The 20,797-nt window shown below is 39.1% G+C and carries 17 protein-coding genes, 2 tRNA genes and 1 rRNA gene; 1 reads left to right on the top strand and 19 read right to left on the bottom strand.

Translation table 11 applies throughout. From position 1 onward, the window contains the following. Positions 1-31: 31 nt before the first annotated feature. The 14 genes from N596_RS07125 to ychF form a co-directional block, all read right to left on the bottom strand. Positions 32-104 (bottom strand) — tRNA-Ala (locus N596_RS07125). A 53-nt stretch (positions 105-157) separates the two neighbouring features. Next, positions 158-1,706: ribosomal RNA gene (locus N596_RS07120) — 16S ribosomal RNA — on the bottom strand. Between the two features lie 664 nt (positions 1,707-2,370). Next, positions 2,371-2,853, bottom strand: coding sequence for a hypothetical protein (locus tag N596_RS07110; protein ID WP_023024841.1), 483 nt, complete (start codon positions 2,851-2,853; stop codon positions 2,371-2,373). Between the two features lie 171 nt (positions 2,854-3,024). Continuing rightward, positions 3,025-3,096 (bottom strand) — tRNA-Glu (locus N596_RS07105). A gap of 385 nt (positions 3,097-3,481) precedes the next feature. Beyond that, positions 3,482-5,455 carry an ATP-dependent zinc metalloprotease FtsH gene (ftsH, locus tag N596_RS07095; protein WP_023024839.1) on the bottom strand — a complete coding sequence of 658 codons (1,974 nt, stop codon included), beginning with the start codon at positions 5,453-5,455 and terminating at the stop codon, positions 3,482-3,484. Between the two features lie 10 nt (positions 5,456-5,465). Then, positions 5,466-6,008, bottom strand: a complete 543-nt coding sequence (gene hpt, locus N596_RS07090) for a hypoxanthine phosphoribosyltransferase (protein WP_023027438.1) — start codon at positions 6,006-6,008, stop codon at positions 5,466-5,468. A 5-nt stretch (positions 6,009-6,013) separates the two neighbouring features. Further along, complete coding sequence (tilS, locus tag N596_RS07085) at positions 6,014-7,288, bottom strand: tRNA lysidine(34) synthetase TilS (RefSeq protein ID WP_023027437.1); 1,275 nt, start codon at positions 7,286-7,288, stop codon at positions 6,014-6,016. Beyond that, positions 7,288-8,571 carry a serine hydrolase gene (locus N596_RS07080; protein ID WP_023027436.1) on the bottom strand — a complete coding sequence of 428 codons (1,284 nt, stop codon included), beginning with the start codon at positions 8,569-8,571 and terminating at the stop codon, positions 7,288-7,290. The genes tilS and N596_RS07080 overlap by 1 nt, the downstream gene beginning before the upstream one ends. After that, positions 8,564-8,692, bottom strand: coding sequence for an SP_0009 family protein (locus tag N596_RS10380; protein WP_006595319.1), 129 nt, complete (start codon positions 8,690-8,692; stop codon positions 8,564-8,566). Before N596_RS10380 ends, N596_RS07080 begins: the two co-directional genes overlap by 8 nt. Then, a complete protein-coding gene (locus N596_RS07075; protein WP_023024832.1) occupies positions 8,692-9,060 on the bottom strand; it encodes a septum formation initiator family protein in 369 nt (122 codons plus the stop codon). The genes N596_RS10380 and N596_RS07075 overlap by 1 nt, the downstream gene beginning before the upstream one ends. Continuing rightward, positions 9,053-9,319 (bottom strand): RNA-binding S4 domain-containing protein, encoded by a 267-nt coding sequence (locus N596_RS07070; RefSeq protein WP_023027435.1) that lies wholly within the window; start codon positions 9,317-9,319, stop codon positions 9,053-9,055. The genes N596_RS07075 and N596_RS07070 overlap by 8 nt, the downstream gene beginning before the upstream one ends. A gap of 63 nt (positions 9,320-9,382) precedes the next feature. Next, positions 9,383-12,895 carry a transcription-repair coupling factor gene (gene mfd / locus N596_RS07065; protein WP_023027434.1) on the bottom strand — a complete coding sequence of 1,171 codons (3,513 nt, stop codon included), beginning with the start codon at positions 12,893-12,895 and terminating at the stop codon, positions 9,383-9,385. Then, a complete protein-coding gene (gene pth, locus N596_RS07060; protein WP_023027433.1) occupies positions 12,888-13,457 on the bottom strand; it encodes an aminoacyl-tRNA hydrolase in 570 nt (189 codons plus the stop codon). The genes mfd and pth overlap by 8 nt, the downstream gene beginning before the upstream one ends. A gap of 70 nt (positions 13,458-13,527) precedes the next feature. Then, positions 13,528-14,643 carry a redox-regulated ATPase YchF gene (gene ychF / locus N596_RS07055; RefSeq protein ID WP_023027432.1) on the bottom strand — a complete coding sequence of 372 codons (1,116 nt, stop codon included), beginning with the start codon at positions 14,641-14,643 and terminating at the stop codon, positions 13,528-13,530. A 158-nt stretch (positions 14,644-14,801) separates the two neighbouring features. Between ychF and N596_RS07050 the strand changes: the two genes are divergently transcribed. After that, positions 14,802-15,296 carry a DUF1307 domain-containing protein gene (locus N596_RS07050; protein WP_023024822.1) on the top strand — a complete coding sequence of 165 codons (495 nt, stop codon included), beginning with the start codon at positions 14,802-14,804 and terminating at the stop codon, positions 15,294-15,296. 187 nt (positions 15,297-15,483) lie between these two features. On the opposite strand, the gene N596_RS07045 is transcribed toward N596_RS07050, so the two are convergent. The 5 genes from N596_RS07045 to htrA all read right to left on the bottom strand — a co-directional run bounded on the left by N596_RS07045 (position 15,484) and on the right by htrA (position 20,661). Beyond that, entirely contained in the window at positions 15,484-15,675 is a 192-nt protein-coding gene (locus tag N596_RS07045) for a DUF951 domain-containing protein (RefSeq protein WP_023024820.1), read from the bottom strand. A gap of 63 nt (positions 15,676-15,738) precedes the next feature. Next, positions 15,739-16,875, bottom strand: a complete 1,137-nt coding sequence (gene dnaN / locus N596_RS07040; protein WP_023027430.1) for a DNA polymerase III subunit beta — start codon at positions 16,873-16,875, stop codon at positions 15,739-15,741. A 160-nt stretch (positions 16,876-17,035) separates the two neighbouring features. Beyond that, positions 17,036-18,376, bottom strand: coding sequence for a chromosomal replication initiator protein DnaA (gene dnaA, locus N596_RS07035; RefSeq protein WP_373364509.1), 1,341 nt, complete (start codon positions 18,374-18,376; stop codon positions 17,036-17,038). Between the two features lie 279 nt (positions 18,377-18,655). Further along, on the bottom strand, positions 18,656-19,417 hold the full coding sequence (locus N596_RS07030) for a ParB/RepB/Spo0J family partition protein (protein WP_023024814.1): 762 nt from the start codon (positions 19,415-19,417) through the stop codon (positions 18,656-18,658). A 65-nt stretch (positions 19,418-19,482) separates the two neighbouring features. Further along, on the bottom strand, positions 19,483-20,661 hold the full coding sequence (htrA, locus tag N596_RS07025; RefSeq protein WP_023024812.1) for a serine protease HtrA: 1,179 nt from the start codon (positions 20,659-20,661) through the stop codon (positions 19,483-19,485). Positions 20,662-20,797: the final 136 nt, after the last annotated feature.

Below are 20,797 nucleotides of genomic sequence, written 5' to 3'. Positions count from 1 at the left end.
TCAATGTTCATCCTTGGTGATCTCTCACCAATGGAGCCTAGCGGGATCGAACCGCTGACCTCCTGCGTGCAAAGCAGGCGCTCTCCCAGCTGAGCTAAGGCCCCACAAGACCTCTCAAAACTAAACAAGACGAACGTGCAGGTTTCCTTATCCTTAGAAAGGAGGTGATCCAGCCGCACCTTCCGATACGGCTACCTTGTTACGACTTCACCCCAATCATCTATCCCACCTTAGGCGGCTGGCTCCTAAAAGGTTACCTCACCGACTTCGGGTGTTACAAACTCTCGTGGTGTGACGGGCGGTGTGTACAAGGCCCGGGAACGTATTCACCGCGGCGTGCTGATCCGCGATTACTAGCGATTCCGACTTCATGTAGGCGAGTTGCAGCCTACAATCCGAACTGAGACTGGCTTTAAGAGATTAGCTTGCCGTCACCGACTTGCGACTCGTTGTACCAGCCATTGTAGCACGTGTGTAGCCCAGGTCATAAGGGGCATGATGATTTGACGTCATCCCCACCTTCCTCCGGTTTATTACCGGCAGTCTCGCTAGAGTGCCCAACTAAATGATGGCAACTAACAATAGGGGTTGCGCTCGTTGCGGGACTTAACCCAACATCTCACGACACGAGCTGACGACAACCATGCACCACCTGTCACCTCTGTCCCGAAGGAAAACTCTATCTCTAGAGCGGTCAGAGGGATGTCAAGACCTGGTAAGGTTCTTCGCGTTGCTTCGAATTAAACCACATGCTCCACCGCTTGTGCGGGCCCCCGTCAATTCCTTTGAGTTTCAACCTTGCGGTCGTACTCCCCAGGCGGAGTGCTTAATGCGTTAGCTGCGGCACTGAGTCCCGGAAAGGACCCAACACCTAGCACTCATCGTTTACGGCGTGGACTACCAGGGTATCTAATCCTGTTTGCTCCCCACGCTTTCGAGCCTCAGCGTCAGTTACAGACCAGAGAGCCGCTTTCGCCACCGGTGTTCCTCCATATATCTACGCATTTCACCGCTACACATGGAATTCCACTCTCCCCTTCTGCACTCAAGTTAAACAGTTTCCAAAGCGTACTATGGTTAAGCCACAGCCTTTAACTTCAGACTTATCTAACCGCCTGCGCTCGCTTTACGCCCAATAAATCCGGATAACGCTCGGGACCTACGTATTACCGCGGCTGCTGGCACGTAGTTAGCCGTCCCTTTCTGGTAAGATACCGTCACAGTGTGAACTTTCCACTCTCACACTCGTTCTTCTCTTACAACAGAGCTTTACGATCCGAAAACCTTCTTCACTCACGCGGCGTTGCTCGGTCAGGGTTCCCCCCATTGCCGAAGATTCCCTACTGCTGCCTCCCGTAGGAGTCTGGGCCGTGTCTCAGTCCCAGTGTGGCCGATCACCCTCTCAGGTCGGCTATGTATCGTCGCCTTGGTGAGCCGTTACCTCACCAACTAGCTAATACAACGCAGGTCCATCTGGTAGTGATGCAATTGCATCTTTCAAGCAGATATCATGCAATATCTACTGTTATGCGGTATTAGCTATCGTTTCCAATAGTTATCCCCCGCTACCAGGCAGGTTACCTACGCGTTACTCACCCGTTCGCAACTCATCCGCTCGGTGCAAGCACCAAGCTTCAGCGTTCTACTTGCATGTATTAGGCACGCCGCCAGCGTTCATCCTGAGCCAGGATCAAACTCTCATTAAAATAATTGTTTGTCTTAAACTCATTCTGTCACTGACAGATTTATTGTTTTTTCATTGTTCAGTACTATAACCTTAGTTATAGCGCCCTGCACATTGGTTCGTCTTGTTCAGTTTTCAAAGGTCTTTGTCGCTCTCGCGCGACAACTATATTAGTATATCACGACCAAAACTACTTGTCAATATCTTTTTTCTATTTTTTTAAATTTTTATTTTTTTATGAAAAAGGATGCTTTTTTACATCCTTTTTCATAAATGATGATCCTTGAAATCTTTCAAGTATTCTTGGAGTCTTCTCCGCATTTTTGCTCGTCCAGAAAAACGTTGATTCATCAGAAGTTTATCATAGTCTTCTTTTTCCTGATCGGTTAGGTTTTCTCGGAATTCTTTTAGGGCTCCTCTTAACAGGACTAGTTCATCCAAAAAGAGTTCTGTCTTAAACTCATTCTGTCACTGACAGATTTATTGTTTTTTCATTGTTCAGTACTATAACCTTAGTTATAGCGCCCTGCACATTGGTTCGTCTTGTTCAGTTTTCAAAGGTCTTTGTCGCTCTCGCGCGACAACTATATTAGTATATCACGACCAAAACTACTTGTCAATATCTTTTTTCTATTTTTTTAAATTTTTATTTTTTTATGAAAAAGGATGCTTTTTTACATCCTTTTTCATAAATGATGATCCTTGAAATCTTTCAAGTATTCTTGGAGTCTTCTCCGCATTTTTGCTCGTCCAGAAAAACGTTGATTCATCAGAAGTTTATCATAGTCTTCTTTTTCCTGATCGGTTAGGTTTTCTCGGAATTCTTTTAGGGCTCCTCTTAACAGGACTAGTTCATCCAAAAAGAGTTCTTTTGATCGAAGTCGATGACTAATTTCTCCAATCTCTGTATAAGGTACCTTATTTAACTTCCTTTTATCACTCTCTTGTTTTCTAACTTTATCTTTTATATGATTGCGAAACTTTGTTTTGAAGTAGGTTAATAGAATTTCTTCATTTTCTTCTACTTCAGGATTACTTATTTGTAGCTCATATAAGACCAGTCTACCTTCTTGTTCCCAATCTGAGTGATCCCAAAGATGAATATAAAATTCCTTTTCACATTTCCATACTATCCATTTTACTTTTTCATATGATTTTTTAAAGTTCATTGGACCTCCTTTCTTACTTGTTTTCATTTTAAAGGAGGTTTGGATTTATTTGGGTTTATTTTCTATTTGGAATCTTTTTAACTCTAATCGGTCATTATTTTGATAAGAATGTCAGAATAATGGTTTTATCAAACAAAAAAAGTTGCCACGAATGTAACAACTTTTTTGTGATAGTCCGTACGGGATTCGAACCCGTGTTACCGCCGTGAAAAGGCGGTGTCTTAACCCCTTGACCAACGGACCATTTTTACAATGTAATCTATTATATCAGTTCATTTTCATCTGTCAACACTTTTTTGAAAAAAAGAGCCGAAATTTCGGCTCCCTTGAATGTAGACAAACTATTGTTTTACATAAAAAAGCAAGATGCTTTTCAAAAAATTACTTTTATTTTTAGTCATTTAGGAAGATTAGAAACTTTTCCGCCGTGAGAAAAGTGCCTGAAACGTAATAGTTTCAGGCACTCGGAATTATTGAGACCTTAGGCTCAATAATTAGTCATGGAACTTCTTAGAAGTTCGCTGACGTCCGATCTCACCTAAGGAAAGTTTTTAGAAGACTTTATCTTCAATCTGGGGAGCCGAAATTTTCGGTTCCTTCTAAATACTTTAGAAGACTATAAAGTTTATTACTTATTTTCTTCCATTTTAGATTTAATTTCTTCATAAGATAATGGTTTAGATTCTTTTTCTAATTCTAAATCAGTATCTTCTGGCATTTTACCTGTTTCATACAATGACTTAATTTGAACACTATCCAAGGTTTCGTATTTCAACAAGGCTTCTGCAATCAACTTGTGGGTTTCACGATTGTTCTGGATGATTTCAGCTGCTTTATTGCGAGCTTCATTCAAGAGACTTCTTACTTCTTCATCAATTTCATATGCAGTTTGCTCTGAAATGAATTTTTGAGTCGTTTGAGCTCCAAACATAGCATGGTTGCCTTCGTATTGAACTGGACCAAGCTTTTCACTCATTCCATATTCCGTTACCATAGCACGCGCCATTTGGGTCGCTTGCTCAAAGTCATTGGAAGCCCCTGTGGTTTGAACGTTGAAGATAATTTCTTCTGCAACACGTCCCCCCATCAATCCAGCCAATTGTTCTTTCATATCTTCTTTAGAAAGAAGCATTTGGTCTTCTTTTGGAAGAGCAATCATATAACCACCAGCACGTCCACGTGGAACGATGGTCACCTTGTGAACAACACGAGCATTAGATAGGACTAATCCGACAATGGTATGCCCTGCCTCGTGGTAAGCAACCAATTCGCGTTCCTTTTGAGAAACTGTTCGGTCTTTCTTAGAAGGACCAGCAATCACACGATCTTCTGCTTCATCAATATCAGATGCATCAATGACCTTCTTATTGCGACGAGCCGCTACTAGAGCTGCTTCGTTTAAGACGTTTTCAAGATCTGCTCCAACAAATCCTGGTGTTTGTTGGGCAACCAGTTTCAAGTCAACATCTTTGGCCAATGGTTTATTTTTAGCATGGACACGCAAGATAGCCTCTCGTCCTTTTACATCCGGACGACCGACTAAAACCTTCCGGTCGAAACGACCTGGACGAAGAAGGGCTGGATCTAGAACATCGGAACGGTTAGTGGCTGCAATCACGATGATGCCTTCGTTTCCTTCAAAACCATCCATCTCAATCAAGAGCTGGTTGAGGGTTTGTTCACGTTCATCATTTCCTCCGCCAAGGCCAACGCCCCGTTGACGTCCCACAGCATCAATCTCATCGATAAAGATAATGGCTGGTGCTGCTTTTTTAGCATCTTCAAATAGAGAACGAACCCGGCTTGCACCGACACCGACAAACATTTCAACAAAGTCAGAACCTGAAATACTAAAGAAAGGTACTCCAGCTTCACCTGCTACTGCTTTTGCTAGAAGGGTCTTACCAGTCCCTGGAGGGCCTTCAAGAAGGACTCCTGCTGGAATACGGGCACCCAATTTTGTAAAGCGTTTTGGATCTTTTAAGAATTCAACCACTTCAACGAGTTCTTGTTTTTCTTCTTCAGCCCCGGCAACATCTGAAAAACGAACCTTGATATCTTCCTTATTGGTAGCACGCGCTTTGTTACGACCAAAGTTCATGGCACCACGGGCACCACCGCCACCACCTTGGTTCATCATGGAGAAGAAGAAGAACATGACAATCACAAAGGGAACGATTGAAGTCAGAATGGTAATCCACATTCCACTTGAGCTTTCCCGTTTAATAGTGATGTCAGCCTTATGTTCGGATGCTAAGTTTTGTAATTCTTGAACCGTCAAATCGGACGGTAAGATCACACTAGTGAAGCGAGTGACCTTGCTTGGGCTTGGAGTGAAAAACTGAACCCCTGTATCATCCTTACTGGTTTTTGCTTTGTTATAGGTACCGGAAATTTCAATGACACTACCGTTTGGCTGGTAACTAATTTCCTTGACATTGTCTGATTTGATCTCTTTTACCAATTCTGTATAATTGATTTGCTGACTTTGTCCAATACTGTTTCCAGCAAAGAAATACTGAAAACCTGTAACAGCAGCCACTATAATCAATAAGTATAGAAAAGGATTTCGAACAAAACCATTGTTTTTGTTATTTTTCATCTAATTTCCTCTATTTTGAATATACTTCTTCTTTCAAAACTCCAATATAAGGAAGGTTTCGATAGTTCTCATCGTAGTCTAAACCATAACCCACGACAAATTCATTTGGAATAGTGAAACAAGTGTAATCTGCTTCAATTTCAACCAAGCGACCTTCAGGTTTATCCAATAAGGTGGCAATTTTAACAGATGCCGGTTGACGGCCTTCAAACAATTCTTTCAAACTCTTGAGAGTTTTACCTGTATCAATGATATCTTCAACAAAGAGAATATCTCTTCCCTTAATGTCTTGGTCCATATCTTTGATAATATTGATCACGCCTGAGCTTGATGTTCCACCATGATAGCTAGACACTAGCATAAAATCCAACTCAATATGCGTATCAATATGCTTAATCAATTCTGCCATAAATGGGACGGATCCTTTTAAAATCCCTACTAAAATTGGATTTTTTCCTTGGTAATCTTTTGTCAGTTTTTGACCAAGTTCACGTGTTGCAGTCACGATTTCATCGTGGGAAATGAGTATCTTTTTGATATCGTTCTCTAACATCTTTTCTACCTATCTATTTTCTGGATATAAATTGTATGCTTCATTATACCATTTTTTAATTCCTTACTCAAATCACTGATCGCAATTTCAGGAATAGCCAATATTTGCTTATCTTGTTCTAAAACTACCAGATTATTTCGTTGATGTAAGGGAATTTTTTGGTTAATCAATAATCTGCTAATTTTTCTATGGTGACCGTTCATTAGAATACGATCTCCCTTTTTTCGGGATCGAATAGAAACTGGATGGTTGCTTGGAAGTGGGATAGCCTCTATATATGAATCGCTCGGTTCCACTCCAAATAAAAAGCGATAAGCCCCTACTGCCTTTATGGTTCCAAATTGTAACAAATCTTCTGACAGTCGGTCATCCGTCCTACGACTGATTTTCCGAATTTCAAAATAGTGATAGTCTTTGTAAAGTTCATAACCATTCTTTAGAACTTGTTGCGTATTGGACTTGGTCACTACTATTCTATGTAATTGTTCAAATTGTGCCCGACTCAATTGCAAGTCTGGAAAACTAGCTAGATACTCTTCCAGCAAATAAATCTGAACAGCTGGTGATTGCTTTTGAAACTGTGTCACATCTTGTGGATTCAAATCTTTGGTCAACTCTTTTAAAGCCTGGTGCCAATGACTGAGATCCTCTCCTAAGTTGACCAAAGCACTCGTCACTTGAGGATTTTCTTTTTCTAACAGTGGGAGATAACGATGGCGGATACGATTACGGAAATAGTCCAAGGAGCGGTTGCTCTTATCCTCATAATGAAAAATTTCTGGAAAATCCTTTTTTTTGAAATATAAGAGGGGACGGATCAACACACCCTGTCCAAATGGTTGTTTTAAAGGAATACCTTTTAAATGCCGTGGACGACTCCCACGAATCAGACGCATTAAAATCGTTTCTGCCTGATCATCCATATGATGAGCGGTGACGAGAGCGCTACAAGCTTCTTCTTTCATAACTTTTTCAAAGAAATCATAGCGGAATTGTCTAGCTTGGCTTTCAGAAAAAGGACCAGAGAAATGGGCAACCTTCAGCGGTAGATGTTTTGCTTCAGCTATTGCTCGAATTCCTCTTTCCTCCTGATCAGCTTCAATGCGTTGGTGATGATTGACATGAGCAAGAACGAGGTCGATTCCCAATTGATGCTGATAATGGTAGAGCCAATCCAGTAAGGTCATGGAGTCCACTCCTCCTGATAAAGCCAAAAGGACTTTTTGATGAGATTCAAAAAGTCCCTCCTTTTGACAGAACTGAAGAAATTTTTCTTTCATTACTGTAAGACCTCATAAATATCTTTGGCAATTGCTGAGATAGTCTCGTAATCAGAGTGATCCGTAAAAATAGCTAAAATAAATGGTGAATCGGTATAAACAATGGCGACATCATGACGAAAATCATATGCATCTCCAATCTTGTGAGCAACCTTGACTGGGATATCTTTTGAAATTCGTTGATCATCAAAGCGAGTATCCGACAAAGCATCAATGATCCCACCATTTTGTTGGTAGATAGCTTCCATGACATTTCCTGCCATTTTTGCAGATGCCATTCTATTTTCTACATTCCATGTTTTTCCTGCAATCTTATTGGTCACCTTTTGAAATTCTTTATCTGATTGATGCGTCACATAATAGCCTAAAATATTATGAGCTACATTATCAGATTCTTTGGCCACCCGATTAATCAAATCAGCGACGGTATAATCTTTATCATCTGGTGTTTTTGAAATACTTCCACTACCTTCCGGTTCATAAGATCCAGGATAATCATTGACTTCTTTTGTATACTTTAAAGAAGTCTGCAAATCTACTTGATTCTCATTCAACTCTTTTTGAGTATAGTACAAATATAAAAGCTTGGCTATACTGGCAGAATACATTTCCTGATCTTCATGTATCCCGGCAGTCTTTCCAGTATCCACTTGCTTCACGTAGACTGCAATTCCATCTTTGTTGTACTTCTGATTCAGAATCTCTTGGACTTTTTCCATCCGATTATCTGTAGCAGAAAGTTCATCTTTTGAAATCCAACCCTGGCCAGAAATTTCTAGGTAGATCCCTTTTGAAGTTTTGGCACTCTTGGTGACTTGAACCTTGCTATAGGGAGCCAGACTTGTTTTTTTACTTTTTGCGCCATTCACCAAAGGTTGATCATAAACTGTAAAAGAGGATGACAGCCACATGGTCTTTTTTTCTTCTGTTAATTCCAAAATCGAATCTTCGTAAATTTGATCTTGATCAGCTACTACATACTGTTTATTCGATAATTTAAAAACAGATTTCCCTTGGTCATTCACAAATAATTGATCAACAGTAAAGGGAGTATCAGGCTTGATTTCCCCAGCTTTTTGACTCAATTCTGGATCTGAATAGGTCACGATTGGCTGATAAACATTTGGATTGGACGGGATGGAGACAAAGAAATGGTCTTGAGTCCCTATTTGGCTAGTGTAAGAAGAATCAGAAGTTAAAGGAATTTGGGGCTGGGAGGAATCAGATAAGGGTTGGGTGGCTAAGAAAGTAGGAAAAACCATCCAATAAACTAACTTATTCATCCTTGCTCCTTTCTTGATTTTCTTCCTGCAATTTTAAAGCTTGATTCTTTTTAGCTAACTCTTCTAATTTTGTATCAGAATATTCTAGAAATTGTTGAACTGTTTTTACAATATTTTCCATTATTTCGGTAATAAGTTAGGTATCGTATAAATATATTCGCCATCTTTAGAGAAGGAATATTTTGCGCGTGCATATTTTGCAGCGTATTCGTCATCCTTCAATTTCTCTACGATATCCTTTTGATATTCTTTTTCCTCAAGGGTTTGCTGATATTGTTCTTGCAATTGAACGTATTGTTGTTTGCGTTTTTGAAGCGTCTGGTAACTCTGAGCCAGATTATAGGTTGGAAGGATGAACAATAAAATAATTAAAATGAGAACCCAACCCATAAATCGGTTCTGTTTTTTTCGCTCCTCATTCTGGTATTTCTGACGTTGGTGTTCGTCTTGGATATACCGATTATTCATTTGTACAATATTTTTAGGCATCTTCTTCTATCCTTGTTTCACGAATGATTTCATACATTTTAGACGCATCTTCTTTTTTGGTGCTATCTAACATTTCCAATACTTTTACTGTCAATAGCTTATTTCCAAAGCGAACTTCAATTTCGTCATTTACCTTCAAGTCGGTTGAACTTTTTGCTAGGACCCCGTTAACTTTGATGCGCCCCTTGTCAGCCACTTCTTTAGCTACAGGGCGTCTTTTGATAATGCGGGAAACTTTTAAATATTTATCTAATCTCATCGTATCACCTCTAATGTATTATTGTACCATTTTTTTAGAAAGAGCCCAGTAAAATCTTTCTTTCTAGTCTTGATTTTCCAATTTTTCCTGCTTGATGGCTAGTAATTTCTCCCCAAATTGTCGCAAGCCTTCTAAAATTTCGAAGTCTTTCTTATTTCGCACATCAAAGATTAATTCAATCAATCCTTGGTTTTCTGCAATACGAGCTTTTAAATTCGTTGCTGATAGGGCAGCAAAATAATCTTGAGTCAAGAAAAGTTGCTTGGTAATTGGCTCAAATTTTACCGTTAGTTGCTGGTCTTTTCGATCGACTACTTTAACAAAGACCTGATCTAGATAAGATTTGATAAACCCTATTTCTAGGAGATAGGCTACCACATCTGGGTATTCTCCGAATCGATCAATCAATTCGTCTTGCAAGAGCTCATAATCTTCTTGAACTTGAATTTCTCGAATGCGTTTGTAAATTTCAATTTTTTGACGTTCATCGGAAATATAGTCACTTGGAATGTAGGCATCAATTTGGAGATTGAGTTCTGCATTTCCTTTTTGGCGTTTTTTCTCTTTTCCTTGTTTCTTCTCAATAGCATCTTCGAGTAACTGTGAATACATTTCAAATCCGACAGAATCAATAAAGCCAGACTGAGAAGCTCCTAAAATATTTCCCGCACCTCGAATAGACAAGTCTCGCATAGCAATCTTAAAACCAGATCCCAACTCAGTGAAACCTTTGATGGCTTCTAGGCGCTTTTCAGAAACTTCTGTCAAGGTTTTGTCCGGCCGATACATCAAGTAGGCATAGGCAATGCGATTGCTTCGTCCGACCCGACCTCTCAATTGGTAAAGGGTAGACAAGCCCATATGGTCGGCATTTTCAATAAAGAGGGTATTGGCATTAGGAATATCTACTCCTGTCTCAATAATGGTGGTTGTGACTAAAATATCATACTCACCTTCAATGAAGTCCATCAAGGTATTTTCTAACCGCACTTCACTCATCTGTCCATGGACAAAACCAATAGAGGCTTCTGGAACTAATTCTTGTAGTTCTGAAACCTTTTGTTCAATGGTATCCACCTTATTGTAGAGATAATAGACCTGGCCTCCCCGATCCATCTCCCGACGAATGGCATCTCGTATAATGGTTGGATTGGTTTCTAGGACATAAGTTTGAACGGGATACCGATTGGTCGGTGGGGTTTCAATAACAGATAAATCCCGAATCCCCAACATAGACATGTGGAGGGTACGAGGAATGGGCGTTGCCGTCAAGGTTAAGACATCGACCTTTTTCTTTAATTCTTTGAGGGTTTCCTTGTGTTTGACACCGAACCGTTGCTCCTCATCAATCACGATAAGACCTAAATCAGCAAATTCCACATCTTTAGACAAGAGACGGTGGGTTCCAATCAAAATATCGACCTGGCCTTTTTTAAGTTTTTCCAAAGTTTCTTTTTGCTCAGCACGACTCCGGAAACGACTCAAGACATCGACTTCTACTGGAAAGGCCTCGAAGCGTTCTTTAAAATTGGCATAGTGCTGTTGAGCTAGGACCGTTGTCGGAACTAATACAGCCACTTGTTTGTGGTCTTTGACAGCTTTAAAGGCTGCTCGCATGGCTACTTCTGTCTTCCCAAAGCCCACGTCACCGACCAAGAGGCGATCCATAGGGCTTGAAGACTCCATATCTTTCTTAATTTCTTGGATAGAGCGAATCTGATCATCTGTTTCAACATATGGAAAAGCCTGATCAAAAGCTTCTTGATTCTCATCGTCTGGAGTAAAGGCAAAACCTTGTAATTGACTGCGCTCTGCATAGAGTTGAATCAGATCATCTGCAATATCCTCTACTTCTTGACGGACCTTTTGTTTGGCCTTTTGGAAGCGACCATCGTTCAGTTTGTTGATTTTAGGAGGCTTGCCATCACTCGCAACGTACTTGGACAGCATCTGGATTTGATCCACAGGAATGGAAATCCGGTCCCCATTTTGATACTGGATGGAGATATAGTCTCTGTGAACGCCAGAAATTTCAATGGTTTCTAGTCCTAAATACTGACCAATTCCATGAACCTGGTGAACGACGTAGTCTCCCTTTTCCAACTCATTGTAGTTTTTCAACCGCTCAGCATTGGAAATAGTTTGCCGACGAATCTTTCTTTTAACCTTTTTCTGAAAGATTTCTGTCTCTGTAATGAGGACAATCTTCTCATCCACAAAGTGGAATCCACGCGCCAAACCACCGATGATCAACTGGCTCTGTCCTGGATGAAGCTGATTGGGTACAAGATAATCTAGGTCAATCCCATAGTCTCTCAAGTGCTCTTGTAACTGCTGGAAGCCTTGTTTACTCGTCACCTGAAGAATAACTGTGTAATCTTGTTTACGGAAACGGTCAATTTCATCTTTTAAGAGAGTAAATTGACTGAAGAATTCCTGCATGGGGTATTGGTTAAAAGAATAGAGGGCATCGAATCGCAGATTTCCCAAGCCTTTTTGGAAATTTGAAAAATAAGAAGCTGGTTTATAAGTGCGTAAGTGCGCGCTATTGTCCGCAAAATACTGGGCTTCAGAAAAAGACCGACTCTTTTGTAAATCCTCCGTCAAAAGGTTAGCAACTTCTACATCAAACCGCGTTTCCTGATCCATGATTTTATGGTAATCATCCAAAAAAACAGGAGCATGCTTGGGCAGGTAATCAAAAAGAGTATAGGTTTGCTGATAAAAAAGAGAGAGAAATTTTCGACTATCTGCATGGAGTCGCTGGTGATGCGCCTCTGTGAGAATCTCAGTCAAATAGGATTTTAGCTCTGGATTAGGGCTTTTTTGAATCAGATTTTCTAGGTTCTTCTGTCCTCTTAAAAAATCATCTTTCGTTAGTAGCATATCACTAACTGGATGAACCGTTATCGCATCTAGATTTTCTAGTGAACGTTGAGTCTCTGGAGAGAAAGTCCGAATGCCATCTATCTCATCTCCAAAAAATTCCAGGCGATAAGGGAGATCTTGACTGGCTTCAAAAAGATCTAAAATATCCCCTCGAAGACTAAACTCGCCCTGTTGGCTTACCTGTGAAACCTTTTGATAGCCCATGGCCAGTAGGGTAACTTTCAATTCTGTCAGATTTCGCTCTTCCCCAACAGAGAAAGATTGAATCATAGAGCTGACAGTCTTTGGATTAGGTAAGAGCAAACGGCTACCACTTACATTGGCAATAACGATTCCTTCTTTTTCTGGAGCTAGGAGAAAGTCCAGAGCTTCCAAACGAGAAAAGACTCGTTCTTGGGAAGCAAAGACAAACTCTGCCAAGGGATTGTCATCTCCGAGGAAAAGATAGACCTTTTCTTCACCTAATAATCCCAGTAAATCACTGGCGAGCCGTTCTGCTTCATTTTGAGAAGAGGTCAAGACCAAGACCTTGTGACCATCTTCAACAGCTGTTGCCATCGTAATGGCTTTAGTAGAGGAAGACAGACCTAGTAAAAGAGAGCGACTTCTTTTTTGCTGGTCCTGTTGCCATTTTCTGATATCTTTATTTTGTTGAAATAGATCAACCAGTGTCTTATATTTATCCATTGTATCGTTGCATTGCTTTTTCAAATTGACCATCTTTCAAATAAAAACGAAGAGCTTCTTCTGATTTGTCGATGGCAAGTAGGATGGCAGCATAATCATCCTGATCGAATTTCCCTAAGACATGGTGGACCACTGACATGCCATGCTTAGGTCTTCCGATTCCAATCTTGATTCGATTAAAGGTCTGAGTTCCAATATGGTTGATAATCGATTTGATTCCGTTGTGGCCTCCAGCCGATCCTTTTGCTCGAAGGCGAATCTTGCCGACTTCCATATCCAAGTCGTCATAAATAACGACCAAATCTTCCACCTCTAAGCCATAATAAGTCAAAAGCGCGTGTACGGCCTTGCCACTCTCGTTCATAAAAGTGGTTGGCTTGACCAAAAAGACCTTTTCTCCATCTATAAAAGTAGAGGTTACATCTGCTTGAAAAATCTTATCATGTGAGAAGGTGAGATTGAGAGACTTCGCCAGCTGGTCCACTAGCATAAACCCTACATTGTGTTTTGTTTCCACATATTTATCTCCCGGATTTCCTAATCCGACGATTAATTTTGTCATTTACTTTCCCTTTCAAAAGCCAAAAGGGCTGGAATTTGTTTCCAACCTTTTGGTTATTTACTTGTTTTCTTTATACATTGAAGCGGAATTCCATGATATCGCCATCTTGAACGATATATTCTTTTCCTTCTTCTCGCAAGCGTCCAGCTTCTTTTACAGCCTTTTCAGATCCATATTTCACCAAATCGTCATAAGACATGGTAACTGCACGAATAAAGCCTTTTTCGAAGTCAGAGTGGATGATACCAGCAGCTTGAGGAGCTTTCATGCCACGTTTAAAGGTCCAAGCACGAACCTCTTTTTCACCAGCTGTGAAGTAAGTTCCAAGTCCAAGTAAATGGTAAGCTGCACGGGTCAACTTATCCACACCTGATTCTGTCAAACCAATAGCTTCAAGAAATTCTTTTTTATCTTCATCGTCTAACTCAGAAATTTCTTCCTCCGCACGCGCAGAAATCACCACTACCTCTGCATTTTCTGTTGCTGCAAATTCACGAATTTGCTTCACATATTCGATAGATTCTGGGTCTCCAACGACATCCTCATCCACATTTGCTACATAAAGAACTGGTTTAGTGGTCAAAAGGAAGAGTCCTTTGACTACTTTTTGCTCTTCATCTGTAAATTCGATGGTACGAGCTGATTTTCCATCTTCAAGAACAGGTTTAATCTTTTGAAGAACATTAAATTCTGCAACGGATTCCTTATCTTTTTGAGTACGTGCCATCTTTTCCACACGCGCATAGCGTTTATTCACCGATTCTAAGTCAGCCAAAATCAATTCTAGGTTAATGGTATCAATGTCTGCTAATGGATCGACAAAGGCATCTTCACGACCTTGCTCCCGCATGACATTTTCATCATCAAAGGCACGAACCACGTGAACAATGGCATCAACTTCACGGATGTTGGCCAAGAATTTATTTCCAAGCCCCTCTCCTTTTGATGCACCTTTTACAATCCCTGCAATATCTGTAAATTCAAAGGTTGTCGGAACTGTTTTCTTAGGAGTGATCATTTCCGTCAATTTTTGGAGGCGTTCATCTGGAACTTCTACCATTCCAACGTTTGGATCAATGGTCGCAAAAGGATAGTTTGCAGCCTCTGCTCCTGCTTTTGTAATTGCGTTAAATAGGGTTGATTTACCAACGTTTGGCAAACCTACAATACCTGCTGTTAAAGCCATTTTTCTTCTTCTCCGTTCCCATTTCAATCTTATCTATTATATCATAATTCAAAGAACAAAGGGATGAAAAATGGATTCTGAATTATTACTAAACTGTAACGTTTCCTAAAGTAAAAATATGATATAATCAAACCAACAATAATAAAGGAGTTTTTATCATGAAAAAACTATCAATCAAATCTATCTTTCTGCCTCTTTTAGCAGTCTTTACTCTCTTTCTTCTGGGAGCTTGTGGACAAAGTACAAAAAAAGGTTACCTTCAATTAATTGACCAAGATAAGAAAACAGACATTCGTGTAGTTCTTGAATATCAAGGTGATAAAATTTTAAGTACAGATTCAACAAGTATTATTTACTACGAAGGAACAGGCTTGCCAAAGGAACAATTGAAAAAAGTTATTGATGAATATGATAAAAAATTCAAAGATGTCAAAGGATTCTCACACTCTGCAGAATACAAGGATGACTATCTTGTTGAAAAAACAAAGATTGATTATACCAAGGCAGATTTAAAAGAATTACAAAAAAATCAGTTAATTGCTGCACAAGAAAATCAAAATGTTGATTACATTGGCTACAAGACAACACTTAAAACCTTTAAATCTAATGGTTTCAAAGAAGTAAAAGATGGAAAATTTGAAGAATTAAAATAATAATACAAAAGAGGCTAGGACAAAAGTCCTAGCCTCTCAATTGTCTTTGGATCGTCGAGCAAGACGCAGTGGTTGAGTGGGCTCTACTACGCTGATTTCATCAGCTTTTACAGCCCTACTCAACTGTGCGGAGGTGGGACGACGAAATCGAATTCTAACGAATGACCGATTTCTGTCCCACTCTCTTTTACAATACTTTTTTCATTTTTTGATCAAAATCGTGACGGCTCATCATGACCATATGATCACAATTGCTACAACGAATTTTGATATCTGCCCCTACTCGCCTAATTTCCCAACAATTGGCTTTTTTCCCTGTTGCTTTGATGATACAAGCATGGGGTTTTTTCATTTCTACAAAATCACCGACCTGATACATGGATTTTCCTTTCATCAACATAGAAGACGAAAAGCTAGCCTTTTTGATGCTAGCTTTTGGCCCTTAATTGGTCCGAACTGGTGTAATTAATTGAATGAAGCGTTCAGATTCCTCTGCTGGTACCAATGTAAAGGGACGAACTGCAGAGATGAAGCGAATGACGACTTTTTCACTTTCAATAGCTTTCAAAGCGTCAATCAAATAAGTTGGATTAAAGCTGATGTTCAAATCATCTCCCGAAACTGCTTCTGTATCAATTTCTTCATTCACACGCCCTACCTCAGGAGAATTTACGTGAGCAGAAACAACTCCACTAGCGATTTCTAATTTAACAGTACCATTTTGAGTAGCGTTAGACAAAAGGCGGGCCCGTTCCATTGCTTGGCGAAGATGAGCAACTTTAAAGGTTACTTCAGAACTAAACTCTGTTGGAATCAAGCGATCCGTATCTGGATAGTTTCCTTCTAGTAAGCGTGTATAGAAACTGATATTGTCACTTCTAAATAAAATCTGGTTATTGGCAAAGAAGACTTCAATCTGTTCAATTTCATCTGAAAAGACAGACGTTAATTCGCGTAAAGAACGGCTTGGAATCACAACATCAAAGTTATCCCCGTTTTTTTCAAGGGTAATATTTTTTTGACTCATGCGATGAGAATCCGTTGCCACCGTTTTTAATTCCTTGTGATCAGAAAGGACAAAATGGACTCCTGTCAAAATCGGACGACTTTCTTGGGTACTTGCTGCAAAAGCTGTTTCAGAAATGATTTTCTTCAAGGTTTGAATTGGGAGCGTTAGAGGGTTGCTAGCTGAAATTTCTTGAATGCGAGGATATTGTTCTGCATCTTTCCCTTTAAGGGTAATTTCTGATTTCCCACTAACTAATACAATTTGTTTTTGTTCGATTTCTTTCACATCTAAAACGACATCTGGTAGACTTGAGACAACATTAATAAAGAAAGTTGCTTCTAAGAGAATAGCTCCTGGTGTTGTTACTAGAAGTCCTGCATTTTCATCTTTAACAGAAATAAAATATTCAATAGAAATTTGTCCATTTGAGCCAATGAGAGTAATTCCTTCAGAAGTTACATCAATCTTAATAGTGGATAAGATAGGAATTGCATTTTTTGAACTAATGGCTCTTTTTGTCGTATTTAAAGCTTGTAGGAAATAGGCCTTGTTAATAGAAAAATTGATCATGAGATCTCCTTTTATTATTTTAGTATTAGTAAGTTAATAGTAATAGTAGAGTGTGTGGAACATGTGGAAAAGTCTTCTAAAGCCAGACAGGAATTAAAAAGTTCCTTGTTTACAACATGTGGAAAAAGAAGCAAGTTTTTCTATGATTGTCCACATGAGATTACTTTAATTTTTTCTTGATAGTTTGAATCTCGAGTCTGAGATTGTCATCAATTTCGATCATCCCTTTGATTTTTTCATAAGCATGCATGACTGTTGTGTGGTCTTTTCCTCCAAATTCACGACCAATACGGGGAAGACTATTATCAGTCATTTCGCGGGCGAGGTACATAGCTACTTGTCGAGCTAGGACAATATTTTGAACCCGTCGAGTGCCTTTCATTTCATTGACACTGACATTGTAAAATTTTCCAACCTCAGCTTGAATCTTTTCAATAGGAATTACAGTGATTTGTAAAGATTCATTCTTACGAGCTCGAATGGCTTCGGCTGCGACATCAATTGTAATATCTTTGATTTTTTTAACTCTTGCCACGAGAGAAATATCATTCAAAGCACCTTCTAAGTCTCGGACGTTCGAATCAAATTGACCTGCTAGGTATTCAAGAGTATCATCTGGGAAAGTAAAGTCTAGGTCTTCGATTTTATTTCTCAAAATAGCAATTCGCGTTTCAAAATCTGGTGGTGTAATATTTTGAGTCAAGCCCCACTTAAAGCGCGTGACTAGACGTTCTTCTAAGCTATCTAAATGATCAGGACTACGATCGCTGGTTAGGACAATCTGCTTATTATCCCCATAAAGAGCATTAAAGGTATTAAAGAACTCTTCTTGAGTTGTAACCTTTTTCCCTCCAAGAGATTGAATATCATCAATTAAGAGCAGATCCAAGTTTCGATAGGTTTTTTTAAAGGTATCCATATCATTGAGGCGAAGACGCTCTAAAAATTCATTGATAAAGGATTCTGCTGGGATGTATTTTACTCGAGCATTTGGGTAGTTTTCCATAATCTGATTCCCAATTGCGTTGAGCAAATGCGTTTTTCCTAAACCAGGTCCTCCATAGATAAATAAAGGATTATAAGTGGTAGCTAGGTTTTCAGAAACTGCTAAAGCGGCAGCCAAAGCCCATTGATTTCCGTCTCCACTTACAAAATTATCAAAGGTGTATTTCTTTTTTAACCCTGTTTGGATAGGAGGCAAATCGATTATTGGAGTATGGCTAACTGCATAGTCTCTATTCGTTTCTGAAAGAGGGACGAACTCTTTTTCTTCTTCCTCTTCTTCAAGATTGAATTGATAGGAAATGGTTAATTCTACTGCATAAATTTCAAATCCAGCAGTCAGAATCACCTTTGTCATATTCTCTTCCCAGAATAATTTCTTTACTTCCGCATCTAAATAAATAATGGCTTCTTGTTGATCGACTTTGATGAGTCTTGAAGTAAGGACAAAATAGTCAAAAATTTCTTTTTTAAATGTCTTTTTACTTAATTCAATCACACGATTCCAGAAGGTTTCTTCTCTTGACACCTATCGCCCTCCTATTCATTTTTACTTGCTATGTTTTTCTTATTTTATCATAAAAGGAGGGAGTTTTCCACAACTTGTTCTGAGGGAATAAAAAAGAGTTTTTTCCACAATATGTGAATAGTTATCCCCAATGTGTGTAGAAGTTTTCCACAAGTTGGGGATAAGATAGAATAAAGTAGGAATAGCAAGTAAAGAAGAGTTGTAAATAAGTGGATAAATCTGTTAATTGTTCTATAAAAAATAACAGCCTCATTTGAGACTGTTAATAATTCGTTGGTATTCATCAAGGTTGTTAAATGAAATATGAATACTTCCTTTTTCTTGTTTCGTCAGATGGATTTCTACTTCGGTTCCTAGAATCTTTTTTAGTCTATTTTCTTCCTGTGCTAAAAAGAGTTCTTTCTCTTTTTTACTTGGTGTTTTCTTTTTTTGACCAACCTTTTCTTCCAAACTACGAACGCTTAGTCCTTCTTTCAGAATTCGTTCCAGCCAATAGATTTGTAGATCTTCCTTTAAGGGAACTAAAATGCGGGCATGTCCTTGTGAAATTTTCTCGTTTTTGATAGCGTCTTTGACAGCTGGTGAGAGATGAAGTAAGCGGACCATGTTGCTGATGTAAGGACGAGATTTTCCCATAAATTGAGCAATTTCTTCATGGGTAGCCCCTTTATCAATAAGATGTTGGTAGGATTCGGCCTCTTCAATTGGATTCAAATCTTCTCTTTGTAAATTTTCGATAATGGCTTGTTTGATCATGTCATCATCTGATAATTCTCTTATAATCGCAGGGATTTCTTTGAAACCAGCCATTTGAGCTGCTCGGTAGCGTCTTTCTCCAGCAAGTAGTTCATAACCAACAATAGGAGATTTTCGAACAATAATAGGTTGGATTAATCCATTTTCTTTGATTGAGGCTGCGAGTTCTTCTAATTTCTCTTTTACAAAGGTTTGACGAGGTTGAAAAGGATTGGTTCGTATTTGCTTTACGTCAATAATATCAATTTTTTCCATGATGTATATAGCATAACACACCTTTACAATTTCGTAAAGGTGTGTTGACACTGTTGTAAATTTACTTAATTTCCAAGATTTTCTGTTGATTTTGTAAGTTCAATGGTTGCTGTTTTTTGCTTACCATCTCTATAGAAAATGACTTTGATTTCATCACCAATTTGATGAGAATAGAGGGCAGATTGTAAATCTGCAGTTGATTCAATGGTTGTATCATCGATTTTTGTAATGATATCTAATCGACGTAAATGTTTGGATGCCGGCATATCATTTTCAACTGAGCGAACAAGAACCCCACCTTTGAGTTTGCTTGGAATGTCTAATTGGCTAAGATCAGAAGAGGATAGACTAGCCAGGTCCATCATGGTAATTCCAAGTGCTGGACGAATGACTTTACCATCTTTTTCTAAATGTTCAATAATATTTTGCACATCATTTACAGGAATAGCAAATCCCATTCCTTCAACCGCAGTTTGCCCATTTGAAGAAATTTTACTTGAGGTAATTCCGATGACTTGTCCCTGAATATTGATAAGGGGACCACCAGAATTCCCTGGGTTGATTGCAGCATCCGTTTGCAAAGCTTTTGTAGACACATTTTGACCGTCTTCTGATTTGAGCTTCACAGTACGTCCAAGACTAGAAACAATCCCTTGGGTAACGGAATTGGCAAATTTTGTCCCTAAAGGACTACCAATAGCGATTGCGGTCTCTCCGACGGTCAATTTAGATGAATCCCCAAATTCAGCCACGGTCGTAACGTTGTCTGAACTGATTTTAACAACCGCAATATCTGAGAAAGTATCTGAACCAACAACCTCTCCAGATACTTTATTTCCGTCTGCAAAGAGAATATCGGCTTCTGTTGCTCCCATCAATACATGAGCATTGGTTACTACATAAGCATCTTTACCATCTTTTTTATAGATAACACCTGAACCTTCACTAGCCACTTCTGGATCAGAATCTGTTTCTCCATTAATAAAGCCTTTTTCAGAGGTTTCAGCGTAGGTAATAACAGAAACAACTGCATTTTTAACCTTATCAACAGCTTCACTAGTTGATGTTGTATTCTTATAAGCTCGATTGACTTTGGTAGATTTTATTTCTTGGCTAGAATTTGCAGAATTCCCTTTGGTAAACTGGAAAGAGGTTAAGGTTCCTAAAATTCCTCCAGTAAAACCAATGACAAGAACAAGTAAAAGTTGCAAAGCTTTTTTTAGAAAATTTGATGATTGTTTCATAGTTTTCTCCTATTTATTCCAATTATGGAAAATTATAGATCTAGTTTCTTAATTATAACTTAAAATAGAAATTTTTTCCACAACTTGTGGAAAACTATGTATAAGTGTGAAAAACATGAGTATAGAGCCATTTTTT

This window comes from Streptococcus ilei (assembly GCF_000479335.1).
Taxonomy (GTDB): Bacteria; Bacillota; Bacilli; order Lactobacillales; family Streptococcaceae; genus Streptococcus; species Streptococcus ilei.
The sequence above is the reverse complement of the archived record's forward strand: the minus strand, read 5'-3'. Positions and strand labels throughout refer to the sequence as shown.